Below are 20,815 nucleotides of genomic sequence, written 5' to 3' on the forward strand. Positions count from 1 at the left end.
CCCGAAACGACGACGGCGGGCCCCGCGAAGAGCCCGCCGCCTGCGATATCAGACCGGACGCCGAAGCGTCAGGCCGTCATGGCTATCTCACGCGGTCCGCGACTTCAGACCGCCCCAGACGCTCTTCTTCGTGAAATAGAGCAGCGCGCCGAAGACGATGAGGAAGAACATCACCTTGAAGCCCATCTGCTTGCGATCGAGCATGTGGGGCTCTGCCGCCCACACCATGAGGCCGCGACGTCCTTGCCGTACTGATCGACCGTCGTGGGCGTGCCGTCGGTGTATTCGACCTGACCGCCTGGATCGGCGGAGCCATCGCGATCCAGTGGCCCGGGAAGTAGGTGTTGTAGTGGAGGCCCGGCTTCGGCGGCTTCTCGCCGTGCTCCGGCTCCTTGTAGCCGGCGAGCAGCGCGTGGATGTAGTCCGGACCCTGCTCCTGGAACTGGGTGAAGATGTCGAACACGAAGGTCGGGAAGCCGCGTTCGTAGGTGCGGGCCTTGGCGAGCGTGGAGAAGTCCGGCGGATAGGCGCCGCCGTTCGAGGCGCGCGCCGCCTGCTCGTTCGGGAACGGGCTCGGGAAATAATCCGAGAGCTTGCCCGGGCGGTCGACGAAGTCGCCGCTGTCGTTCGGGCCGTCCTTGATCTGGTACTCGGCCGCGATCGTCTCGGCCTGGCCTTCGGTGAAGCCGAGGCCGCCCTCCTGCGCGAGGTTGCGGAACGCGACCATCGACATCGCGTGGCAGCTTGCGCAGACCTCGCGGTAGATCTTGAAGCCGCGCTGCAGCTGCGCCTGGTCGTACTTTCCGAACGGCCCGGAGAACGACCACTGCTGCCGCGGTGGGTGAACCTGCTCGGCGGCCGACGCGGGAGCAACGACCGCGAAGGTCGCGGCGGCGATCGAGACCGCCGCCAGGGCCGCCCGGACCGGGCGGGCGAAGGTCAGGCGGATCATCGTTGGGCCTCCCGGGCTGCTGCGAGATTGGCGAGCGCCGAATGGCCGCCCCTCTTCTCCTCGTCGGCGAGCACGTCGTCCGCGATCGAGGCCGGCAGCGGCTTCGGCGTCTCGAGCATGCCGAGCAGCGGCAGGATGATCAGGAAGTGGGCGAAGTAGTAGAAGGTCGCGATCTGCGAGATCGTGACGTACCAGCCCTCCGGCGGCTTCGAGCCGAGCCAGCCGAGCAGCACGCAGACGCCCACGAAGACCCAGAAGAACTGCTTGAACAGCGGCCGGTACTTGCCCGAGCGGACCTTCGAGGTGTCGAGCCAGGGCAGCACGAACAGCACCGCGATCGCGCCGAACATGCAGAGCACGCCGCCGAGCTTGGACGGGATGGCGCGCAGGATCGCGTAGAACGGCAGGAAGTACCATTCCGGCACGATGTGCGACGGCGTCACCAGGCTGTTGGCCTTGATGTAATTGTCGGCGTGGCCGAGGTAGTTCGGCGTGTAGAACACGAACCACGAGAAGAAGATCAGGAAGCACACCATCGCGAAGCCGTCCTTCAGCGTGGCGTAGGGCGTGAACGGCACGGTGTCGCGGCGGATATCCTTGATGTCGACGCCCGCAGGATTGTTCTGGCGACATGATGCAGCGCCCAGATATGGAGTCCGACGACGCCCACGATCACGAAGGGCAGCAGATAGTGCAGCGAGAGAAGAAGCGCTGCAGCGTCGCGTTGTCGACCGCGAAGCCGCCCCAGAGCCACGTCACCAGCGTCTCGCCGACCACGGGAATGGCGGAGAACAGGTTGGTGATGGACGGTCGCGCCCCAGAACGACATCTGAACCCCAGGGCAGCACGTAGCCCATGAAGGCGGTGGCCATCATCAGCAGGAAGATCAGAACGCCGAGGATCCAGAGGATCTCGCGGGGCGCCTTGTAGGAGCCGTAATACATGCCGCGGAAGATGTGGATGTAGACCGCGATGAAGAACATCGACGCGCCGTTGGCGTGCAGATAGCGCAGCAGCCAACCGTAGTTGACGTCGCGCATGATCTTCTCGACCGACTCGAAGGCGAGCGAGGCGTGCGGCGTGTAGTGCATCACGAGCACGACGCCAGTCAGGATCTGGGCGACCAGCATGAAGGTCAGGATGCCGCCGAAGGTCCAGAGGTAGTTCAGGTTCCGCGGCACCGGATAAGCGACGGCGCTCGAATGGATCAGGCCGACGATCGGCAGCCTGTCCTCGAACCACTTCGCGACGCCCGGCTTAGGCTCGTAGGTCGAATGTCCCTGCATGGTGGTCGTTCACCCCTCCCGGCCGCCTTGCGGCGGCCGTCTCCCTCAGCCGATCTTGATTTTGTGTCGCCTTCGAAGGCGTATGGCGGGATCGCGAGTTTTCCGGCGCCGGGCCCCGGCGGATGCGGCCGGCGGCGTCGTAGTGCGATCCGTGGCAGGGGCAGAGCCAGCCGCCGAAATCGCCGGAATTCGCGAGCGGCACGCAACCGAGATGCGTGCACACGCCCGTCACGATCAGCCAGTTCTCCTTGCCCTTCGCGCCGCGATTGGCGTCGGAGGCGTCCGCGTCGGACGGAAGGTTGGCGTTGCGGGCGTTCTTGTCGGGCAGGTCGCCGAGCGGCGTCTTGGACGCTTCCTCGATCTGCTGCTTGGTCCGGTTCCAGATGAAGACCGGCTTGCCGCGCCACTTCACGCTGACCACCTGGCCTTCGGCGATCTGCGAGAGATCGACGTCGGTGGAGGCGAGCGCAAGCGAGGCGGCGTCCGGGTTCATCTGGTCGATGAACGGCCAGGCCAGGAAGGCCGCGCCCCAGACGGCGGTGGCCCCGGTGGCGAGATACAGAAAATCGCGGCGGTTCGGCTGTTCGGCGTGCTCGGTGGTCGTCACTGGGGTCTCCGCCGCTACCTACGTTGCTGGCCGAAACCGGATCGTGGACCCTTTCGGCTGGTCCCAGGAGCGGCCGATTGGAATGGCTCTCAAGACGAGTGGCTATCTGACACGGGTGGACATTTCGTCCAAGCCCGGATGGCCGATCATGACACCTTGTCGCAGCCAAATGGCTATCGACGCACAGAAAAGGCTTTTTTCCCAATGCGGCTCGCCCTCCTCCAGCCCGACATCCCGCAGAACGCCGGGACGATGCTGCGGATGGCGGCCTGCCTCGGAGTCGATGTCGACATCGTCGAACCGGCGGGTTTTCCCGTTTCGGACCGCGCCTTCCGCCGGGCGGGGCTCGATTATCTCGATCATGTGAACATCCGCCGCCATGCGTCCTTCACGGCGTTCGAGGAAATCCGCCGCGCGGAGGGCCGACGGCTCGCGCTCCTGACGACGAAGGCCGAGACCTCTCATCTTTCAGCGGATTTTCGGCCCGGCGACGTTCTGATGGTCGGCCGGGAATCGTCCGGCGCGCCGGATTGCGTGCATGAGGCCGCCGATCTGCGGATCGCGATCCCGATGCGGCCGGACCTGCGCTCTCTCACGTCGCGGTCGCCGCCGCGATCGTCCTCGGCGAGGCGCTTCGCCGGACGGACGGCTTTCCACCGTTTGCGAAGACGCCCTAAAAAGCGCGACCGCAAAGGACGCGAAGACGCCAATGCCCCTTCCCGACGACATCGACGCCCGCAAGACGCAGGCCCGCGCCTGGTTCGAGACCTTGCGCGACCGGATCCATCAGAGCCTCGAGGCGATCGAGGACGAGGCCGGCGGCGAGGCCCCCGCCGGACGCTTCGAGCGCACGCCCTGGTCGCGCGCCGACCACACCGGCGCGGACGGCGGCGGAGGCGTGATGGGCATGATGAAGGGACGCGTGTTCGAAAAGGTCGGCGTGCACGTCTCCACCGTCTTCGGCGAATTCGCGCCCGAGTTCCGCAAGGACATTCCCGGGGCCACGGAAGCGCCGGACTTCTGGGCGTCGGGCATCTCGCTGATCGCCCACCCCTGGAGCCCGCACGTTCCGACCGTGCACATGAACACGCGGTTCGTCGTGACCTCGAAAGCCTGGTTCGGCGGCGGCGGCGACCTCACCCCCGTGCTCGACCGCAGGCGCACGCAGGACGACCCGGACACGGTCGCGTTCCATGCGGCCTACAGGCAGGCCTGCGAAGGCCATGCGGTCGCCGACTATCCGAAGTTCAAGCAGTGGTGCGACGACTACTTCTTCCTCAAGCACCGCAACGAGCCGCGCGGCGTCGGCGGCATCTTCTACGACTGGCTCGACTCAAACGATTTTCGACGCCGACTTCGCCTTCACGAGATCGGTCGGCGAGGCCTTCCTGAAGGCCTATCCGGACATCGTGCGGGCGAACCTGTCGACGCCCTGGACCGAGGCCGACCGGCCGAGCAGCTCGTGCGCCGCGGTCGCTATGTCGAGTTCAACCTGCTGCACGACCGCGGCACGATCTTCGGCCTCAAGACCGGCGGCAACGTCGCCTCGATCCTGTCGTCGCTGCCGCCGCACGCGGCGTGGCCGTGAGAAGGCTCCGATGCTGACGATCTACGGCGACCCGATTTCGGGCAACTGCATGAAGGTGCGCTGGGTCGCCGAGCTCCTCGGCGTTCCGTTCGAGTGGCGCGACGTCGACGTCGTCGAGGGCGAGGCCCGGACACCGGCGTTTCTCGCGCTCAATCCGGCTGGAAAAGTCCCGTTCGTCGTTCTCGCCGACGGGCGGTCGCTGTCGGAGTCGAACGCCATCATCCTCCACCTCGCCGACGGCTCGGCGCTCGTCCCGACCGACGCCTTCGAGCGCGCCGTGATGCTGCAGTGGCTGTTCTGGGAGCAGTACAGCCACGAGCCCTATGTCGCCGTGCGCCGCTTCCAGATCCGCTATCTCGGCAAGACGCCCGAAAGCTCGATCCGCGTCTGCTGGAGCGCGGCGAGGCCGCCTTCGCGCTGATGGAGCGGCGGCTCGGCGAAAGCGCGTTCATGGCCTGCGCCGCGCCGACGCTCGCCGACGTCTCGCTGCTCGCCTACACGCGGCTCGCCCATGAGGGCGGCTTCGATCTCGCGCCGTTCCCTCGCCTCAGGGACTGGATCGCACGCGCCGAGGCCGCGCTCGGCGTCTCGGCCTGACCCAGGCGGCTTTTAGCCTTCTTCGGAAGACGGTCCGGCTCTGCGCTGCGCTCCGGCCGGGATGACGCCTGTTCGATCAGCGCCTCGATCTCGGCGCGTCCTGTCGGAAACCCCGCCTCGACCCACGCCTCCTCGGCGTGCTTGAGCGCGCGGCCGAGCGCCCGGCCTTCAAGCCCGAGCGCCTTGAAATCGTCGGCGGCGATCGGAAATTTCGGCGCGCGCCAGCGGTCGGACAGCGCGATCGCGGCGTTCCAGTCGCCGCCTCCTAAAGCAGTGAGCCGCGCGCGGTCTCGATAGGCTTGCGGTCCGAGCCGGTAGAGCGCGCGTTTGGCCGCAGGCTCGTCTGCAGGATCGAGCCGGGGCGTCATGTCGCCGATCGCCTCCAGGCGCCGGCTCTCCGCATTCGACAGCCGCAGGCGCTCCTTGAGCCTCAAGGCGTCTTCGCTGACGAACTGAGACAGCGCCGCGAGCCGAAGCAGAGCGTCGGGCGCTTCGCGGTCGGCATCAACGAAACGGGCGAAATGCGCGGTCCGCGGAACTCCGCCGACCAGCGGCGTCAACAGCCCCGCGCCCGCCATCTCGGCGACCGTCTCGGATGCGCCACGCGCCGCCAAAAGCTTCAGCAGCTCCGCCCTCACCCGCTCGGCGGAGAGCAGGCTCAGGCCGTCGCGCTCGGCGATCGCGGCCGCGAGCCCCTCGGCGTCGGGCGGCCCTTCGGCGAAGCGGGCGTGAAACCGAAAGAACCGCAAGGTGCGCAGATAATCCTCGCGGATGCGCTGGCGCGCGTCGCCGATGAAGCGCACGCGCCGGGCGGCGAGATCCGCGAGCCCTCCGACATGGTCGTGCACCACGCCGTCGCGCGACAGGAAAAGGCCGTTGATCGTGAGATCGCGGCGCGCCGCGTCCTCGGCCCAGTCGCGCGTGAAGGCGACGGTCGCGCGGCGTCCGTCGGTCTCGACGTCGCGGCGCAACGTCGTGACCTCGAACGGCTTGCCGGAGATCACGACGGTGACGGTACCGTGCTCGAGCCCGGTCGGAACGACCTTCCATCCGGCGGCCATGGCGCGCCGCGTCGTCTCTTCCGGAAGCGCCGTGGCGGCGACGTCGACGTCGCCGAGTTCAATCCCGAGCAACGCGTCGCGCACCGCGCCGCCGTTGACCCGCGCCTCCTCGCCTTCGGCGTCGAGGACTGCGAGGAGATCGCGAAGCGGCGGTTCGCGAAGCCCAGTCGGCGCCGTCGAGCCGGGCGACGGCCGCCGTCATTTCTTGTCGGGCTCGATGATCTTGCCCGGCACGAACACGCCGTTCTCCATATGCGCCGGCACGTAGAGCGAACGCGTCGAGCCGCCTGTCGTGAGGGCGAGCAACGCGAGGCTCCCGAGCGTGATGGCGACGGCCGCCGCGACGAGCCATGCGAGCGGCACCCCGCGCCAGTGCTCGGGCGCGCGCCAGCCGCGCTTAGTGAAATGCAGCCACAGCGCATAGGCGACGAAGGGCGACAGCGCGAGAAGAAGCTGGAACGCGATGCGGCTCATGGGCCGTAGAGCCTTTCATAGAGGTTCTTCAGCATGCCCGCGGTCACGCCCCAGATGTTCCGGTCGCCCCAGGGCATGTGGTTGATCTCCCGCAGGCCGCCCTGCCACTCCCGCATCTCGACCCGATGGTTCTCGGTCGCATGAGGAAGTCGAGCGGAACCTCGAACGCGTCTCGACCTCGCCGGGCGCCAGCGTCATCCCGTAGCCCGGCGCGATCTCCGCCACCACGCCCACGATCCCGAATCCCGAATTCGTGACGTAGAGGTCGAGATAGCCGAGCGGCGTGACGAAGGCCGGGTCCAGTCCGATCTCCTCGTTCGCCTCGCGCAGGGCGGTCGCAAGCGGCGAGGCGTCCTGCGGCTCGCGCTTTGCCGCCGGGAAAGGCGACCTGACCGGGGTGGACAGGCAGATGCTTGGCGCGCTGCGTAAAGAGCAGCTGCGGCTCCTGCCGCGCCACCACGCCGATCAGCACGGCGGCGGCGCGCGGAATCCGGTCCGGCGCGAGCAGCGCGAATTCGCCGATCGGAACCGTATCGGGATCGTCGGGATCGGGCGGCGCGCCGAGCAGCCTTTCGGAGGCGCGCGCGCGGAAATCAGCGAGCGACAAGGCTTCGGCGAGCGTCATGCCGATGCGCCGGCCATCGGAAAGAACGCGCCGCCGGCCCAGACGCCCAAGGCTCCGTCCTTCTCCTCGGCGAGATCCACGAGGTCGTAGACCGCCGAGCGCGCGAGCAGCGCCCAGAGATCGTGGCGCACGCGGACATAGGGGCGGAACCCGCCGCCGGCGTCCTCCTCGAACCGAAGCTCGTGGTCCGGCCCGGCGTCGACGGTCTCGTCGACATTCGTGCGAAAGCGGATCCGGCGGCCGGCGCCCTCCCCCTCGCTCGCCATCTCGACGGCGACGAACGGCGCGTCCTCGACCGTGATGGAGAGCTTTTCGGCGGGAGTCACCAGCACGAAGCCGTCCGGATCCTTGCGCAGCACGGTCGAGAACAGCTTGACGAGCGCCGGCCGGCCGATCGGGGAGCCGTTGTAGTCCCAGGTTCCGTCTGCGTGAACGACGATGTCGATCTCGCCGCAATGCGCCGGATTCCATTTGTGCACCGGCGCCGGTCCGCGCGTGCATGCGGCCCGAGCGGCCTCCGCAAGCGCCTGCATACGCTGTGATCCGACGGCGATTTCGTCCGAAGTCACGATCTCTCGACGCTCCTGGCGCTTCGGGCTCGCCGGCCCAACTGTCTGGCCCAAGCCTTGCTCCCGCCGCTTTCGGCGGATCGGGTTGAACTTAAGGCCTGATCGGGCCGTGGATAAGGGCCGGGCGCCGGCCGCCCGTTAACGGCTCCGCATTCGCGGGGCTTGCAAAGCGGGCGAGACGGTCGTCCGATGAGCGTGCGACGCGCAGGCTGACCGCGAAGGAGACTCGCCTTGATGCAACAGGCCGAAGCCGCGACCGACCTCGACGCCGCGATCGTCCGAAACGCCGAGGCCATCGGCGGACATGTGGCGGCGGCGCGCGCGGCGATCGGCGAGATCATCTTCGGCCAGGACAAGGTCGTGGACCATGCGCTGCTCACGGTGCTCTGCGGCGGCCACGCGCTGCTGGTCGGCGTCCCGGGCCTCGCCAAGACCAAGCTCGTCGACACCATGGGCGTGGTTCTCGGCCTCGACGCCCGGCGCGTCCAGTTCACCCCGACCTCATGCCCTCCGACATTCTCGGCTCCGAGGTCCTGGAGGAGGATCCGACCGGCAAGCGCTCGTTCCGCTTCGTGCGCGGTCCGGTGTTCGCCCAGCTTCTGATGGCCGACGAGATCAACCGCGCGAGCCCGCGCACCCAGTCGGCGCTGCTGCAGGCGATGCAGGAATATCACGTCACGGTCGCGGGCCAGCGCCACGACCTGCCGCGCCCCTTCCATGTGCTCGCGACCCAGAACCCGCTCGAGCAGGAGGGCACCTATCCGCTGCCCGAGGCGCAGCTCGACCGCTTCCTCCTGCAGATCGACGTCGACTATCCCGACCGCGACGCCGAACGCCGCATCCTGCTCGCGACGACGGGAGCGGACGAGGTCAAGGCGCGCCCCGCCCTCTCCTCCGACGACCTGATGAGCGCGCAGCGCCTCGTCAGGCGCCTGCCCGTGGGAGAAAGCGTCGTCGAGGCGATCCTCGACCTCGTGCGCTCCGCGCGGCCCGAGACCGCCGACAAGACGATCGCCGAAAAGATCGCCTGGGGCCCCGGCCCGCGCGCCAGCCAGTCGATGATGCTCGCGGTGCGCGCCCGCGCGCTGCTCGACGGACGGTTCGCGCCCTCGATCGACGACGTCGCGGCGCTGGCCGAGCCGATCCTGAAGCACCGCATGGCGCTGACCTTCTCCGCGCGTTCGTCGGGCGACACGCTGTCGGGCGTCATCGCCCGGCTCGTCGAGCGGCTCGGCTGACGCGAATGGCGGTCCGCGCCGGGCTCGTCGACCCCTCGGAAGCCGCGATCACGATGCGGCACGAGGAGGCGGCGCTCGGCCTCGCCTCCGCCCTGCCGCGCCTTCTGGTCGCGGCGCGGCGCCTCCGCCACCGTGGTGCACGGCCTCCACGGCCGCAGGCGCTCCGGCGTGGGCGAGAACTTCTGGCAGTTCCGCCGCTTCAACGAAGGCGACGTGCCCGGCCGCATCGACTGGCGCCGTTCGGCGCGCGACGAGCATCTCTACATCCGCGAGCAGGAGTGGGAGGCCGCCCACACGGTCTGGCTCTGGATCGACCGCTCGCGCAGCATGGCGTTTCGATCGAGCCTGTCCGACGTCACCAAGCTCGAGCGCGCCGTCGTGCTCGGCCTGGCGGTCGCCGACCTTCTGGTGCGCGGGGGAGAGCGCGTCGGGCTCCTGGGCCTCACGCGCCCGACCGCGAGCCGCCTCGCGATCGAGAAGCTCGCCGAAGCGCTGGTCCACGCCGAGGACGACGCCAACCATCTGCCGCCGCCCGCCGCTCCGATCGCGCGGCTCGCCGAGGCGGTGCTGATCGGCGACCTGCTTGCGCCGGAGGAGGAGATCGCCGCCACCGTCGCCGCCCTCGCCGGACGCGGGGGACGGGGGCACATGGTCATGATCGTGGATCCCGTCGAAGAGACCTTCCCCTTTTCCGGCCGCACCGAATTTCTCGACCCCGACGCCTCGGTGAAGCTCGTGGCCGGCCGCGCGGAGGAGTGGCGGGCGGGCTACGAGGCGCGCCTCGCGCGCCACCGCGCGGCGCTCGCCGACATCGCGCGCCGCCGCGGCTGGACGCTGACGATCCACCGCACCGACCGTCCGGCCACCGAGCCGTTGCTCGCCCTCCACGCCCGCCTCGGCGAGGCCGAACGATGAGCGCGCTCCCGCTGGCCTTCCTCGCGCCCTGGATGCTGACGGCGCTGATCGCGCTGCCGGCGCTCTGGCTGCTGCTGCGCCTCACGCCGCCGCGCCCGCGCACCGTCGACTTCCCGCCGCTTCGCCTGCTGCTCGACGTCGTGGCCAAGCGCGAGACCCCGGCCCGCACGCCATGGTGGCTGCTGCTGCTGCGCCTCGGGCTCGCCGCGCTGCTGATCTTCGCGCTGGCGAAGCCGATCCTGAACCCGCCGCCGGGCCGCGAGCTCCGGCTCGGGGCCGCTGCTGCGTCGTCGACAATGGCTGGGCGGCGGCGTCCGAATGGGACGCCCGCCTCGCCGCGGCCGAAGGCGCGCTCCAGTCGGCGGGCGATCAGGGACGCCCCGTCGCGCTGCTCGCGACCGCCGAGCCGCCGCGCGAGATCGGCCTCGGAACCGCGGAGGCCGCAATCGAGCGGCTCCGGGTGCTGTCGCCCGAACCCTTCGTCGCCGACCGCAGCTTGCCCGCCGTGGAGGCGTTCCTGAAAGCGCATGCGACCGCGGACGCGGTCTGGATCTCCGACGGGTTGGCGGGCGGCGAGGCCCGCGCCTTCGCCGAGGGCCTGAGGGCGGCGCTCGGGGGCCGCCCGCTCTCGGTCCGGATTGATCCGACGGGCTCGGCCCGGGCGCTCGCGGCGGCCGAGAACACGCCGGGCGCGATGACCGTCAAGGCGCTGCGGGCCGAAGCCTCCGGCGCGGAGCCGCTGCGCGTGCGCGCTTCCGACCTGCGGGGCCGTCCGCTCGCCGAGGTCGACGCGGCCTTCGCGGTCGGCGCGCGGGACGCGACCGCGTCGTTCCAGCTCCCGGTGGAGCTCCGGAACGACATCGCGCGGCTCGAACTCGTCGGCGCCAAGACCGCCGGCGCCGTCCAGCTGCTCGACCAGCGCTCGAAGCGTCGGTCGATCGGCCTCGTCACCGGCGCGACCGCCGACGTCGCCCAGCCGCTGCTCTCGCCGGTCTACTACGTCAACCGCGCGCTCAAGCCTTTCGCGGACGTGCGAGAGGCGCAGGGCCAGGGGCCGAGCCAGGCCGTCGAGCAGTTCGTGGCGGACAAGCTGCCGGTCATCCTGCTCGCCGACGTCGGCGCGCTGACGCGCGAGGCGCAGGACGCGTTGACGCGCTGGGTCCGGGGCGGCGGCGTGCTGATCCGCTTCGCAGGTCCGCGCCTTGCGGCGGCGCCGCAGGACGAGCTCTCGCCCGTGCGCCTTCGCCAGGGCGGCCGCATTCTCGGCGGCGCGCTCGCCTGGGAGACGCCGCAGCCGCTTTCTTCCTACGCAGCCGACAGTCCGTTCGCGCCGCTCGTTCCGCCGAAGGACGTCACCGTCACCCGTCAAGTGCTCGCCGAGCCCGACGCCGACCTGCCGGACCGGGTGTGGGCGACGCTCGGCGACGGCACGCCGCTCGTCACCGCCGTAAAGCAGGACCGGGGGCTCAGCGTGCTCTTTCATGTGACCGCGGACACGCGCTGGTCGAACCTGCCGCTTTCTGGCGCGTTCGTGGACATGCTGCGCCGGATCGTCGACCTTGCGGGTTCGAACCCGCCCCCCGCCAAGCCCGAAGGCGCGGCCGCGGGACAACCGGCCGCCGGCGAGGCCGCGCAGGCGCCTGCGCCGCGCGCCCAGACCCTGCCCCCGACGCGCACGCTCGACGGCTTCGGCGCCTTCCGCAGTCCACCCGCCACCGCCAAGCCGGTCTCGGTCGACGGCCGCGCCGCCGCGACGCGCGACAACCCTCCGGGCTTCTACGGGCCCGTCGACGCGGGAATCGCGGTCAATCTGCTGCCCCCCGACGCCGCCCTCGCTCGGCTCGACCTCTCGGGTCTCGACGCCGGCGTCGCGCCCGTGGTCGCCGTCGAGCCGACGCCTGTCGCGCCTTGGCTGTTCACCGCCGCGGCGCTGCTCGCGATCCTCGACAGCCTCGTTGTCTTCCTGCTGGCCGGCGGCCTCGCGCTCATCGGCCGGACGCCCCGCGGCGCGGCCAAGGCCGGGGCCGCCGTCGTCCTGCTCGCGGCCTGCGGCCTCGCTCTGGCGGCCGGTCCCGCGCTGGCTCAGACAGCCGCCGAGCGGCCGCCGGCGGCGACGAAGAAGCAGCCGATCGACGAACGTTTCGCGCTCGAGGCGACGCTCTCCACGCGCCTCGCCTATGTGGCGACCGGAGACCGCGACGTCGACCGCGTCTCGAAGGCAGGCCTTGAAGGCCTCACCCAGACGCTCGCCGAACGCACGGCGCTCGAGCCCGGGACGCCGATGGCGGTCGATCCGGCCAAGGACGAGCTCTCCTTCTTCCCGCTGATCTACTGGCCCGTCACCGACCGCGCGGCGCAGCTCTCCCCTGAGACGCTTGCGCGCGTCGACGCCTACATGAAGCAGGGCGGCACGATCCTGTTCGACACCCGCGACGCGCTGACCGCCGGAACCGGCGGCCCGCAGAACGAGGCGCTCCGCCGCCTGCTCGACGGGCTCGACGTGCCGGCGCTGGAGAAGGCCCCGAAGGAGCACGTCCTGACCAAGGCTTTCTATCTGCTCGACGATTTCCCCGGCCGCTATTCCGGAAGCCCGCTCTGGGTCGAGGCGCTGCCGCCGGCCGACGAAGGCGAGGACCGACCGGCGCGCGCCGGCGACGGCGTCTCGCCGGTGCTCATCTCTTCCGCGGACTTCGCCGGCGCATGGGCGGTCGGGGCCGACGGCATGCCGCTGTTCCCGACCTCTTCCGACGAACGCCAGCGCGAGATGGCCTACCGCGTCGGAATCAACATCGTGATGTACACGCTGACCGGCAACTACAAGGCTGATCAGGTCCACGTTCCTGCGCTGCTCGAGAGGCTCGGGCAGTGATGAGCATCGACGTCGACTTCGCCCCGCTCATCCCCCTGCCCGCGCTTCTGGCCCTCGCCTTCGCCGGGATCGTGGTGGCGGGCCTCTGCATCTTCGGCAAGACCCGCGGCGCATGGCTTCGCGCCGGCGCGATCGCGTGTCTGCTGATCGCGCTCGCCAACCCGTCCTTCACCCGCGAGGACCGCGAGACGCTGACCAACGTGCTGCCCGTGGTGGTGGATCGCTCCGGCAGCCAGTCGCTCGACGGCCGCAACCGCCAGACCGACGAGGCGCGCCGGCAGCTCGAGGCGCGGCTCTCCGGCCTCAAGGACACCGAGGTTCGCTGGATCGAGGCGGGCCAGGACGGCTCGGCGAGCGACGGCACCGAGCTCTTCGCCGCGCTTCGCAACGGCCTCGCGGACGTGCCGCCCGAGCGCGTCGCCGGCGCCCTGTTCGTCACAGACGGCGTGGTCCACGACGTTCCCGGCGCGGCGCGCGACCTCGGGTTTTCGGCTCCGATCCACGCTTTGATCACCGGGCGCCCCGACGAGCGCGACCGGCGCGTCGCTCTGACGCTCAGCCCCCGTTTCGGCATCGTCGGCCAGACCCAGCGCATCGGCTTCCGCATCGAGGAGGTCGGCGACGGCCTTGGCCGCCCGGTTCCCGTCACGATCCGCCGCGACGGCGAGATCATCGACCGCGTCGAGGCGCTGCCGGGCCAGACCACGACGATCGAGGCTCCGGTCGCCCATCCCGGCGTCAACTTCATCGAAATCGAGGCGGAGGACGCCGGGCGCGAGATCACCACCGTCAACAACCGCGCGGTCGTGCCGATCGACGGCGTGCGCGAGAAGCTGCGGGTGCTGCTGGTCTCGGGCGAGCCGCATGCGGGCGAGCGCACCTGGCGCAACCTTCTCAAGGCCGACGCCTCGGTCGACCTCGTGCATTTCACCATTCTCCGTCCGCCGGAAAAACAGGACGGCACGCCGATCAACGAGCTCTCGCTCATCGCCTTCCCGACCCGCGAGCTGTTCTCCCAGAAGATCGACGAGTTCGACCTCATCATCTTCGACCGCTACGCCCGTCAGGGCATCCTGCCGATCGTCTATTTCGACAACATCGCGCGCTATGTGCGCGACGGCGGCGCGGTTCTGGTCGCGGGCGGCCCGGATTACTCGGAGCCGGGCTCGCTCTACGAGACTCCGCTCTCCGCGGTGCTCCCGGCAGAGCCCATGGGCGGCGTGGTGGAGCGCCAGTTCAAGGCGGCGCTCTCCGAGGTCGGCCGCAAGCATCCGGTGACGCGGGGGCTTCCGGGCTCCGAGCAAAACCCGCCCAGCTGGGCGCCCTGGTTCCGCATGGTCGACTCGCGCCTTCGCGAAGGCGATGCGGTGCTGCAGGGGCCGGAGGAGCGTCCGCTGCTCGTGCTCGCCCGCGAGGAGAAGGGCCGCGTCGCCCTGCTGCTGTCCGACCACGCCTGGCTCTGGGCCCGTGGCTTCGACGGCGGCGGCCCGCATGTCGACCTGCTGCGCCGGCTGTCGCACTGGCTCATGAAGGAGCCGGACCTCGAGGAAGAGGCGCTGCGCGCGAAAGCGACTGGCAGGACCGTCACCTTCGAACGCCAGACCCTGAAGGACGAGGCCGCGCCCGTGACGGTGACGCTGCCGAACGGCCAGTCGCGCGAGATCGCGCTTTGCGCAGGAGGAGCCCGGCCTCTGGCGCGCGACCTTCGAGACGCCCGAACTCGGCCTCCATCGCGTGACCGACGGCACGTTCTCGACGCTCGTGAACGTCGGCCCGCCGAACCCGCGCGAATTCACCGAAGTCGCGAGCACCGAGCGCCGGCTCGGCCCGCTTGCGTCGCAGACCGGCGGTTCGACCCGCCGGCTGGAGCCCGAGCCCGGCGCCGCGATCGACGTGCCGCGGATCGTGCCAGTCTCGGCCGGCGCGCGCGCCTCGGGAGCCGACTGGATCGGCGTCCGGCAGGCGGAGGCGAGCGTCGTCCGCGGCATCGGCATCCTGCCGATCTTCGCCGGGATCCTCGGCCTCATCCTGCTGCTCGGCGCCTTCGCCGCCACTTGGGCGCGCGAGGGGCGCTGAGGACGGTCGTCCCATAATTCGGGCTCGAACCTCGCCGTCATGCGCGGCCGAGCCGGACATCCACGGCTTCTTCGCAAGGCGCCGCACGAGCCGAAGTCTTGGATACCCGCGCGAAGGCGGAGGGCATGACGAAAGGTCATGAGAGAAGGCGGCGGCGTAGCGCCTTCCGCTCGAGAGGGGGTGGCGTTTCGCCCCCAAACCGTGGATATGCGGAGCGTTGACCCGGGGAACACGCGATGGGCTTCGCGCTCGACGTCTCGCAGCACTTTCTGCTCGCCGCCGCGGCGTTCTTCTCGATCATCAACCCGATCGGGGGCGCGCTGATCTTCGCGCAGGTGACCGCCGACCGGACCCATGAAGAGCGCAAGGCGCTCGCGCGCCGCATCGGATTCTACGCCGAGGGCGTGCTGCTCTGTTCGCTCTGGGTCGGGGCGTCGGTGCTCGCCTTCTTCGGCATCACTATCGCGGCGCTGAAGATCGCCGGCGGCCTCGTGGTGGCGGCTTCGGCCTGGCGCATGCTCACCGCGCCGGAAGCCCACGAAGACCGCAAGCAGAGCCAGGCGGACGACGCGATCGGCCAGCCCGACATCGCCTTTTATCCGCTGACAATGCCGCTCACGACGGGCCCGGGCACCATCGCGGTCGCGATCGCGCTCGGCGCGAACCGTCCGGCCGAGGGTGCGGCCTTCGCGGCTTTCGCCATCGGGGCGTCGCTCGCGGCGATCGCGAACGCGATCGCGATCTGGCTCGCTTACAGCTGGGCCGACTGGATCACGGGGCTTCTCGGCCCGGGCGGCGTGCGGGTCATCGGCCGGCTCGCGGCCTTCATCCTGCTCTGCGTCGGCGTGCAGATCACGCTGAACGGCGTCCTCGACGTCTTCCGGATGGCCGGAATCGGCTCGTCGGCTTGATTCGCACGGGCGATGTCCGATTAAACGACGGGAACCCGAGGAGTTTCCATGTCGTTCGCCCGCATGCGCGTCGCCCTGAACGCGCTCATATGCGCTCTGCTGCTCGCGACCCCCGGCCCGCTCGGCCTCACGACGCCGGCGTTCGCCCAAACGCCCGGCTACGGACACGCGCGCGGCTCGGCGCTTCCGCCAACGGCTCAGGAGAAGGAGGAATCCTGCGGCCGCGGCAAGGCCACGACCGACTTCGGCTGGCGGGTCGTCGGGTTCGGCGTCGACACGCTCAAATATCTGATCGGGCTTTTCATCATCCCGATCGGCCTGTTCCTCGTCGTCGTCGGCTGGCTGCTGCAGATGGTCGAGGCGGTGGTCTGCTGAGGCCTCAGAACGCTTTCCAGGCCCGCCCGCCGACGGTTTCGGCGGCGCCGGCCGCGAGCTCGCGCCACAGCATGCGGGCGGGATCGACCGGGCCCGGCATCGTCACCCGCCCCTCGGGGATCCGCGCGAACCCCATGCGCGCGTAATAGGGCTCGTCGCCGACCAGCATCACGAGCCGATGGCCGGCGGCGGCCGCAGCCTCGAGCGAGGCGTGGATCAGCGCGCGCCCTATGCCCCGGTTCATGAAGGCGGGATCGACGACGAGAGGTCCCAACAACTGGACGGAGGCCCCGCCGATGGTGATCGGCGTCATCCGGTTGGAGCCGACGAGCAGCGTGCCGACCTGGGCCGTAAAGGACAGCTGCGGATCGAAGGCCACGCCCTCGCGCAACCGATAGGCCGAGCGCGCATAGCGGCCGGGGCCGAAGGCGCGCTCCTGAAGACGTTCGATCGCAGGCCCGTCGGCGGGCTGCTCGTGCAGGATGGTCAGCGGAAGGGAGGTCATGTCGGCGCTCGCACGCGGATCTCGTTCGGTCCGGCCGTCCGAGCGCCCGGCGGGCGTGCGGTCAGCCGCGCGTATTCGGCACCTGAAGGCGCCGCGCGGAGCGTCGTCGGAGAAGGAGCGGCGTGACGTCGTGCATGACGGCCGGGCGCATATCATGCGGCGACCCGGAACGCCAGCGGGACCGGCGAGAACGGACGAGCCGCGCGCCGCTCGACGGCGCGCGGCCACGACAGGACGTCAGTTCGAGCGGCAGCTGCCGGTCTTCGTGGTCTCCTTGTCGCCGTCGTCATAGGCGATGCTGAGCCGTTCTCCCGAAAGCGCCGTGATCCTCCCGCGGTACCAGCCCTGGCCCTTCCAGTTGCACTCGACCTTCGAGCCGACCCGCCAGTCGTAGTCGCGGACCTGGTTCGACGGGCGCGTCTCGCGCGTGCCGTCATCGTAGGCCACGGTCACCTTTCCGCCGGACACGCTCTCCACCACGCCCGGAAACCAGTGTTCGCCGCCCTTCCACTGGGCCAGCACCCAATCCCCCTTCGAGAACGCGGCGGCGGGCGATGACGCCGCCAGACCAAGAGCGATCCCTGCAATCAGACCACGCATGTCGATTTTCCCCGATGGCGCGTGAGCGCGCCGCCGCAATCACGTGAAAATGCGTGAACGGGAGTCAATCGAGATCATCGGCGGAGGGGGAGCGGTCCGAGTGACTTTTTCGCGACGCGCCCTCGCATGCGAGCGCCCTATGTCGGCCCTGCACAGGGAGAGTTGAGCATGGGTCTGCTGGTCGACGGCAAGTGGCAGGACAAGTGGTACGACACGTCGAAATCCGGCGGCCGCTTCGAACGGCAGGCCTCGCAGTTCCGCAACTGGGTGACGTCCGACGGCGCCGCGGGCCTGAGCGGGGAGGCCGGCTTCAAGGCCGAGGCCGGGCGGTACGCTCTATGTCTCGCTCGCCTGCCCCTGGGCGCACCGCACGCTGATCTTCCGGAAGCTGAAGGGGCTCGAGAACCTCATCGACGTCTTCGTCGTCGACCCGCGCATGGGCGCGGAAGGCTGGACGTTCGGCGACTTTCCCGGCGCCTCGGCGCAGGGTGAGCATGGCGAGGCGCGGCTCTACGAGCTCTATCTCAGGGCCGCCCCCGACGCGACGACGCGCGTGACGGTGCCCGTGCTCTGGGATCGCGAGCGCAAGACGATCGTTTCGAACGAGAGCGCCGAGATCATCCGCATGTTCAACAGCGCCTTCGACGCGCTGACGGGGAACGATCGCGACCTCTACCCCGAGCCCCTGCGGGCCGGGATCGACGCGCTGAACGATCGCGTCTACGAGCGGGTCAACAACGGCGTCTATCGCGCGGGCTTCGCCACGAGCCAGGAAGCCTATGAGGAGGCCTTCGACGCGCTGTTCTCCGAACTCGACGCGCTCGACGAACGGCTGGCGGGCCAGCGCTATCTGATGGGTTCGGCTCTCACCGAGGCGGACGTGCGCCTCTTCACGACGCTCGCGCGCTTCGACGCCGTCTATGTCGGGCATTTCAAGTGCAACAAGCGCCGGATCGCCGACTACGCGAACCTCTCGGGCTATCTGCGCGACCTGTTCCAGGCCGCCGGCTTCGGAGAGACGGTCGACCTGGCGCATATCAAGACGCACTATTACTGGTCGCACACGACCATCAATCCGACGCGGGTGATCCCTAAGGGACCGAAGCTGGATTTTTCCGCGCCGCACGGACGGCAGGGTCTGGGGTAAGCGCCCCCGCTCTTGTCCCGGACTCGATCCGGGACCCAGAACCGAGACGGTTCAAGGAAGGAACGGCGCGCGGTTCGCAACTTTCGGAAACGGCGTCGGCTCTGGGTCCCGGATCGATTCCGGGACAAGACGAGTCCTCACCACCGCCCGTCGCTCTCCGCCTCGCCGTAAAGCTCCGCGAGCCGTCGGCGCGTCGCGGGCGTCGTGTCAGCCGGCAAAGCGTCGAGCGAAAACCAGCCCCGCTCGGCGATCTCGCGATTGGGCGCGGGCTCTGGCCCTCGCTCGAAACGATCGACCCGGAACAGCGCCACATGGTCCCGACCGCCGAACGCAGGGTTGAAGTAGAGCCCGGCGAGAACGAGCCGCTCCGCCCGAAGCCCCGTCTCTTCGATCAATTCCCGCGCAGCCGACGTCGCGGCCGTCTCTCCCACCTCGACGCCGCCGCCCGGCAGATGCCAGCCCGGCGCATAGCCGTGTCGGACGAGCATGACCCTGCCCTCCCCGTCGCGCGCCGCGACACGCACGCCGAGCGTCATGCCGCGCCGCGCGCGGCCCCAGCGGGCGACGACCGCGCGCACGAGCTTCGACTTGAACATGTTTGGGTCATCTCCCGCTCATCCCGCCGCGCAGGATATCATCGCGCCGGCGTGGAAAAGGCGTGGCGGGCGTGGCCGATCCCCCTATAACGGCGCGCGATGACCGTCATCGCCCATCTCCGATCCGCATCTCGGTCCGCTGCCGAGCTTTTCGCCCATCGACCTGCTGTCGAAGCGGGGTCTCGGCGCCATCAACTATCTGCGCCGGCGAAGGCGCTGGCACGACATGCGGGTGCTCGACCTGCTGGTCGCCGACGTCGTCGACGAGGCGCCGGACGCGGTCGCCGTCACGGGCGACCTCACCAATCTTGGCCTCGAGGGCGAGTTCCTGCCGGCGGCGCTGTTCCTCGGCCGGCTCGGCCCGCCCGAGAAGGTCGCGGCGATTCCCGGAAACCACGACGCCTATGTGCGCAACGTCGCGGGCGCGCCCGCGCGGGTGTGGGGCGCGCATATGTCGGGCGACGACGGGCGCGTGGGCTTTCCTTACGTGCGTCGCCACGGGCTCGTCGCCTTGATCGGGCTGTCGTCGGCGGTGCCCACCTATCCGCTCGCGGCCACCGGCGAGGTCGGCGCGATCCAGCGCGACGCGCTCGGTCCCCTGCTCAGGAGCCTGAAGGACGAGGGTTTTTTCCGCATCGTGCTGGTGCATCACCCGGTGGCGGAGGACGGCACGCCCTGGCTGCGGCGCCTGCGCGACGCCGCGGAGCTGCGCGAGATCATCGCCCGCGAAGGCGCCGAGCTCGTGCTGCACGGCCACAACCACGAGCCCGCGAGGGCCGCGATTCCGGGGCCCGACGGCGAGGTGCCGGTGATCGCGGTGCCGTCCTGCTCCACCGGATTGCTCAGCCACGAGCCGCTTGCGGCCTACAACCTCTACCAGGTCTCGGGCGAGGCCGGCCGCTGGGAGTGCGAATGCGTCACCCGCGGCTTCACCCGCGAGGGCGACATCAAGGAAACGGACCGGTTCAAGGTGGCGTGAGGCGCCCCTTGTCCCGGACTTGATCCGGGACCCAGAACCGACAGCGTCAGGAAATGGCTGCGAACGGCGGCGTCCTCTTTTGAGGCCCTGTCGGTTCTGGGTCCCGGATCAAGTCCGGGACAAGGGCGGCGGCGTTTCCCGCGCGCTACAGCGGCAGCATTCCCTTCGCGGACGCGATGATCAGCGCGCCGACCGCAAGCGCCCCGATCCCTGCTCCGAGACCGAACGCGAACAGGAACGCCACGACCCCGAGCAGGCGGCGGCGGCCGGACGGCGGCGCGGCGGTTTGCGCGGCGGATGCGGCGGCTTGTGTCTCGGCGGGCGCGGATGCCGTCATCGTGCGGGCGACCTCGATCGGTTGAGTTTCTTGGACTGCGCGCTCGTCGTCGACGAGCAGGCGCTCGCGTTCGACGAGGCGGCGGGCGACATAGGCCGTCACCGCCTCGACGATCGGCTCGACCTCGGCGCTTTCGGCGAGGCAGATCCGGCCGCGGCGTCCGTCCCGCATCACCCGATAAGTGCGCCGGTCGCGCCCCATCTCGACGAACGTCACCATGTCGACGAAGAGCCGCGGACGTTCGCCGGGCGCGAGCCCGACGTCGAAGATGTCGACGTCCTCGGGCGCGGCCGCAAAACACCGGCTCGAGCGCCTCTTGAAGGATCTCCAGTCGCGCGATCTCGGCCTGGCGCAAGTCCATCACCACGTCGGTCTGCTCGGCGGCTTCGACGCGGGCGCGGCGGAGCGCGGCCTGAAGCGCGGACGAGGCCGCGCTCCTGGCGTCGGGCGGCCCATCCTCGCTCGGCGTGTCCAGCATCCCGGAAATCTAGCCGGTCTGAAGGCGTTC

At 69.9% G+C, this 20,815-nt stretch carries 11 protein-coding genes and 11 pseudogenes; 11 read left to right on the forward strand and 11 right to left on the reverse strand.

All coding sequences use genetic code 11. The annotated features are described in order from the left end of the window. Nucleotides 1-87 precede the first annotated feature (87 nt). The 3 pseudogenes from K6K41_RS07970 to petA form a co-directional block, all read right to left on the reverse strand. Nucleotides 88-952, reverse strand: a pseudogene (locus K6K41_RS07970) (cytochrome c1). After that, nucleotides 949-2,238 (reverse strand): annotated as a pseudogene (locus tag K6K41_RS07975) (cytochrome b). The pseudogenes K6K41_RS07970 and K6K41_RS07975 overlap by 4 nt, the downstream one beginning before the upstream one ends. 53 nt (nt 2,239-2,291) lie before the next feature. Next, nucleotides 2,292-2,845, reverse strand: a pseudogene (gene petA, locus K6K41_RS07980) (ubiquinol-cytochrome c reductase iron-sulfur subunit); the annotation flags it as partial. A gap of 204 nt (nt 2,846-3,049) precedes the next feature. On the opposite strand from petA, the pseudogene K6K41_RS07985 reads away from it, so the two are divergent. The 3 genes and pseudogenes from K6K41_RS07985 (at nt 3,050) to K6K41_RS07995 (ending at nt 5,030) form a co-directional block, all read left to right on the forward strand. Continuing rightward, a pseudogene (locus K6K41_RS07985) lies at nt 3,050-3,522 on the forward strand (tRNA (cytidine(34)-2'-O)-methyltransferase). A 32-nt stretch (nt 3,523-3,554) separates the two neighbouring features. After that, nucleotides 3,555-4,433 (forward strand): oxygen-dependent coproporphyrinogen oxidase, encoded by an 879-nt coding sequence (gene hemF / locus K6K41_RS07990; protein ID WP_261404601.1) that lies wholly within the window; start codon nt 3,555-3,557, stop codon nt 4,431-4,433. Nucleotides 4,434-4,443: 10 nt separating this feature from the next. Beyond that, nucleotides 4,444-5,030: pseudogene (locus K6K41_RS07995) on the forward strand (glutathione S-transferase family protein). On the opposite strand, the gene K6K41_RS08000 reads toward K6K41_RS07995, so the two are convergent. The 4 genes and pseudogenes from K6K41_RS08000 to K6K41_RS08015 all read right to left on the reverse strand — a co-directional run bounded on the left by K6K41_RS08000 (nt 4,928) and on the right by K6K41_RS08015 (nt 7,723). Further along, complete coding sequence (locus K6K41_RS08000; protein WP_261404602.1) at nt 4,928-6,175, reverse strand: CCA tRNA nucleotidyltransferase; 1,248 nt, start codon at nt 6,173-6,175, stop codon at nt 4,928-4,930. The pseudogene K6K41_RS07995 and the gene K6K41_RS08000 overlap by 103 nt on opposite strands. 114 nt (nt 6,176-6,289) lie before the next feature. Further along, on the reverse strand, nt 6,290-6,565 hold the full coding sequence (locus K6K41_RS08005; RefSeq protein ID WP_261404603.1) for a DUF6111 family protein: 276 nt from the start codon (nt 6,563-6,565) through the stop codon (nt 6,290-6,292). Beyond that, nucleotides 6,562-7,190, reverse strand: a pseudogene (locus K6K41_RS30280) (NUDIX hydrolase). The gene K6K41_RS08005 and the pseudogene K6K41_RS30280 overlap by 4 nt, the downstream one beginning before the upstream one ends. Further along, nucleotides 7,187-7,723: a DUF1285 domain-containing protein gene (locus K6K41_RS08015; RefSeq protein ID WP_261405677.1), complete on the reverse strand. Its 537-nt coding sequence runs from the start codon at nt 7,721-7,723 to the stop codon at nt 7,187-7,189. The pseudogene K6K41_RS30280 and the gene K6K41_RS08015 overlap by 4 nt, the downstream one beginning before the upstream one ends. 270 nt (nt 7,724-7,993) lie before the next feature. On the opposite strand from K6K41_RS08015, the pseudogene K6K41_RS08020 reads away from it, so the two are divergent. The 6 genes and pseudogenes from K6K41_RS08020 to K6K41_RS08045 all read left to right on the forward strand — a co-directional run bounded on the left by K6K41_RS08020 (nt 7,994) and on the right by K6K41_RS08045 (nt 16,143). Beyond that, nucleotides 7,994-8,997 (forward strand): annotated as a pseudogene (locus tag K6K41_RS08020) (AAA family ATPase). A gap of 5 nt (nt 8,998-9,002) precedes the next feature. Then, nucleotides 9,003-9,912, forward strand: a pseudogene (locus K6K41_RS08025) (DUF58 domain-containing protein). Then, nucleotides 9,909-12,781: pseudogene (locus K6K41_RS08030) on the forward strand (DUF4159 domain-containing protein). The pseudogenes K6K41_RS08025 and K6K41_RS08030 overlap by 4 nt, the downstream one beginning before the upstream one ends. After that, nucleotides 12,781-14,857 (forward strand): annotated as a pseudogene (locus K6K41_RS08035) (hypothetical protein). Before K6K41_RS08030 ends, K6K41_RS08035 begins: the two co-directional pseudogenes overlap by 1 nt. 236 nt (nt 14,858-15,093) lie before the next feature. Continuing rightward, the gene (locus K6K41_RS08040) at nt 15,094-15,768 is read left to right on the forward strand and encodes a MarC family protein (protein ID WP_261404604.1); all 675 of its coding nucleotides are present in this window, start codon (nt 15,094-15,096) and stop codon (nt 15,766-15,768) included. 48 nt (nt 15,769-15,816) lie between these two features. Then, the gene (locus K6K41_RS08045) at nt 15,817-16,143 is read left to right on the forward strand and encodes a hypothetical protein (RefSeq protein ID WP_261404605.1); all 327 of its coding nucleotides are present in this window, start codon (nt 15,817-15,819) and stop codon (nt 16,141-16,143) included. A 4-nt stretch (nt 16,144-16,147) separates the two neighbouring features. Here the strand turns inward: K6K41_RS08045 and K6K41_RS08050 are convergent, their stop codons facing one another. Both K6K41_RS08050 and K6K41_RS08055 read right to left on the reverse strand, forming a co-directional pair. After that, on the reverse strand, nt 16,148-16,648 hold the full coding sequence (locus K6K41_RS08050; RefSeq protein ID WP_261404606.1) for a GNAT family N-acetyltransferase: 501 nt from the start codon (nt 16,646-16,648) through the stop codon (nt 16,148-16,150). A 237-nt stretch (nt 16,649-16,885) separates the two neighbouring features. Then, nucleotides 16,886-17,248 (reverse strand): tudor domain-containing protein, encoded by a 363-nt coding sequence (locus K6K41_RS08055; protein ID WP_261404607.1) that lies wholly within the window; start codon nt 17,246-17,248, stop codon nt 16,886-16,888. A gap of 168 nt (nt 17,249-17,416) precedes the next feature. Between K6K41_RS08055 and K6K41_RS08060 the strand changes: the two are divergent. Beyond that, nucleotides 17,417-18,395: pseudogene (locus K6K41_RS08060) on the forward strand (glutathione S-transferase family protein). A 137-nt stretch (nt 18,396-18,532) separates the two neighbouring features. Here K6K41_RS08060 and K6K41_RS08065 read toward each other — a convergent pair. Beyond that, entirely contained in the window at nt 18,533-18,991 is a 459-nt protein-coding gene (locus tag K6K41_RS08065) for an NUDIX domain-containing protein (protein WP_261404608.1), read from the reverse strand. Between the two features lie 166 nt (nt 18,992-19,157). On the opposite strand from K6K41_RS08065, the gene K6K41_RS08070 reads away from it, so the two are divergent. Then, on the forward strand, nt 19,158-19,970 hold the full coding sequence (locus tag K6K41_RS08070; protein ID WP_261405678.1) for a metallophosphoesterase family protein: 813 nt from the start codon (nt 19,158-19,160) through the stop codon (nt 19,968-19,970). 145 nt (nt 19,971-20,115) lie between these two features. On the opposite strand, the gene K6K41_RS29355 is transcribed toward K6K41_RS08070, so the two are convergent. Then, entirely contained in the window at nt 20,116-20,526 is a 411-nt protein-coding gene (locus tag K6K41_RS29355) for a hypothetical protein (RefSeq protein ID WP_315855161.1), read from the reverse strand. Between the last annotated feature and the right edge of the window lie 289 nt (nt 20,527-20,815).

It is taken from the genome of Chenggangzhangella methanolivorans, assembly GCF_019797865.1.
Lineage (GTDB): Bacteria > Pseudomonadota > Alphaproteobacteria > Rhizobiales > Methylopilaceae > Methylopila > Methylopila methanolivorans.

Bases quoted from the DNA above. Each gene is read 5' to 3' on its own strand.
- K6K41_RS08065 (WP_261404608.1), bottom strand. From the start codon at position 18,991: ATGTTCAAGTCGAAGCTCGTGCGCGCGGTCGTCGCCCGCTGGGGCCGC.
- K6K41_RS08040 (WP_261404604.1), top strand. From the start codon at position 15,094: ATGGGCTTCGCGCTCGACGTCTCGCAGCACTTTCTGCTCGCCGCCGCG.
- K6K41_RS08055 (WP_261404607.1), bottom strand. From the start codon at position 17,248: ATGCGTGGTCTGATTGCAGGGATCGCTCTTGGTCTGGCGGCGTCATCG.
- K6K41_RS08045 (WP_261404605.1), top strand. From the start codon at position 15,817: ATGTCGTTCGCCCGCATGCGCGTCGCCCTGAACGCGCTCATATGCGCT.
- K6K41_RS08050 (WP_261404606.1), bottom strand. From the start codon at position 16,648: ATGACCTCCCTTCCGCTGACCATCCTGCACGAGCAGCCCGCCGACGGG.
- hemF (WP_261404601.1), top strand. From the start codon at position 3,555: ATGCCCCTTCCCGACGACATCGACGCCCGCAAGACGCAGGCCCGCGCC.
- K6K41_RS08015 (WP_261405677.1), bottom strand. From the start codon at position 7,723: ATGCAGGCGCTTGCGGAGGCCGCTCGGGCCGCATGCACGCGCGGACCG.
- K6K41_RS08005 (WP_261404603.1), bottom strand. From the start codon at position 6,565: ATGAGCCGCATCGCGTTCCAGCTTCTTCTCGCGCTGTCGCCCTTCGTC.
- K6K41_RS29355 (WP_315855161.1), bottom strand. From the start codon at position 20,526: ATGGTGACGTTCGTCGAGATGGGGCGCGACCGGCGCACTTATCGGGTG.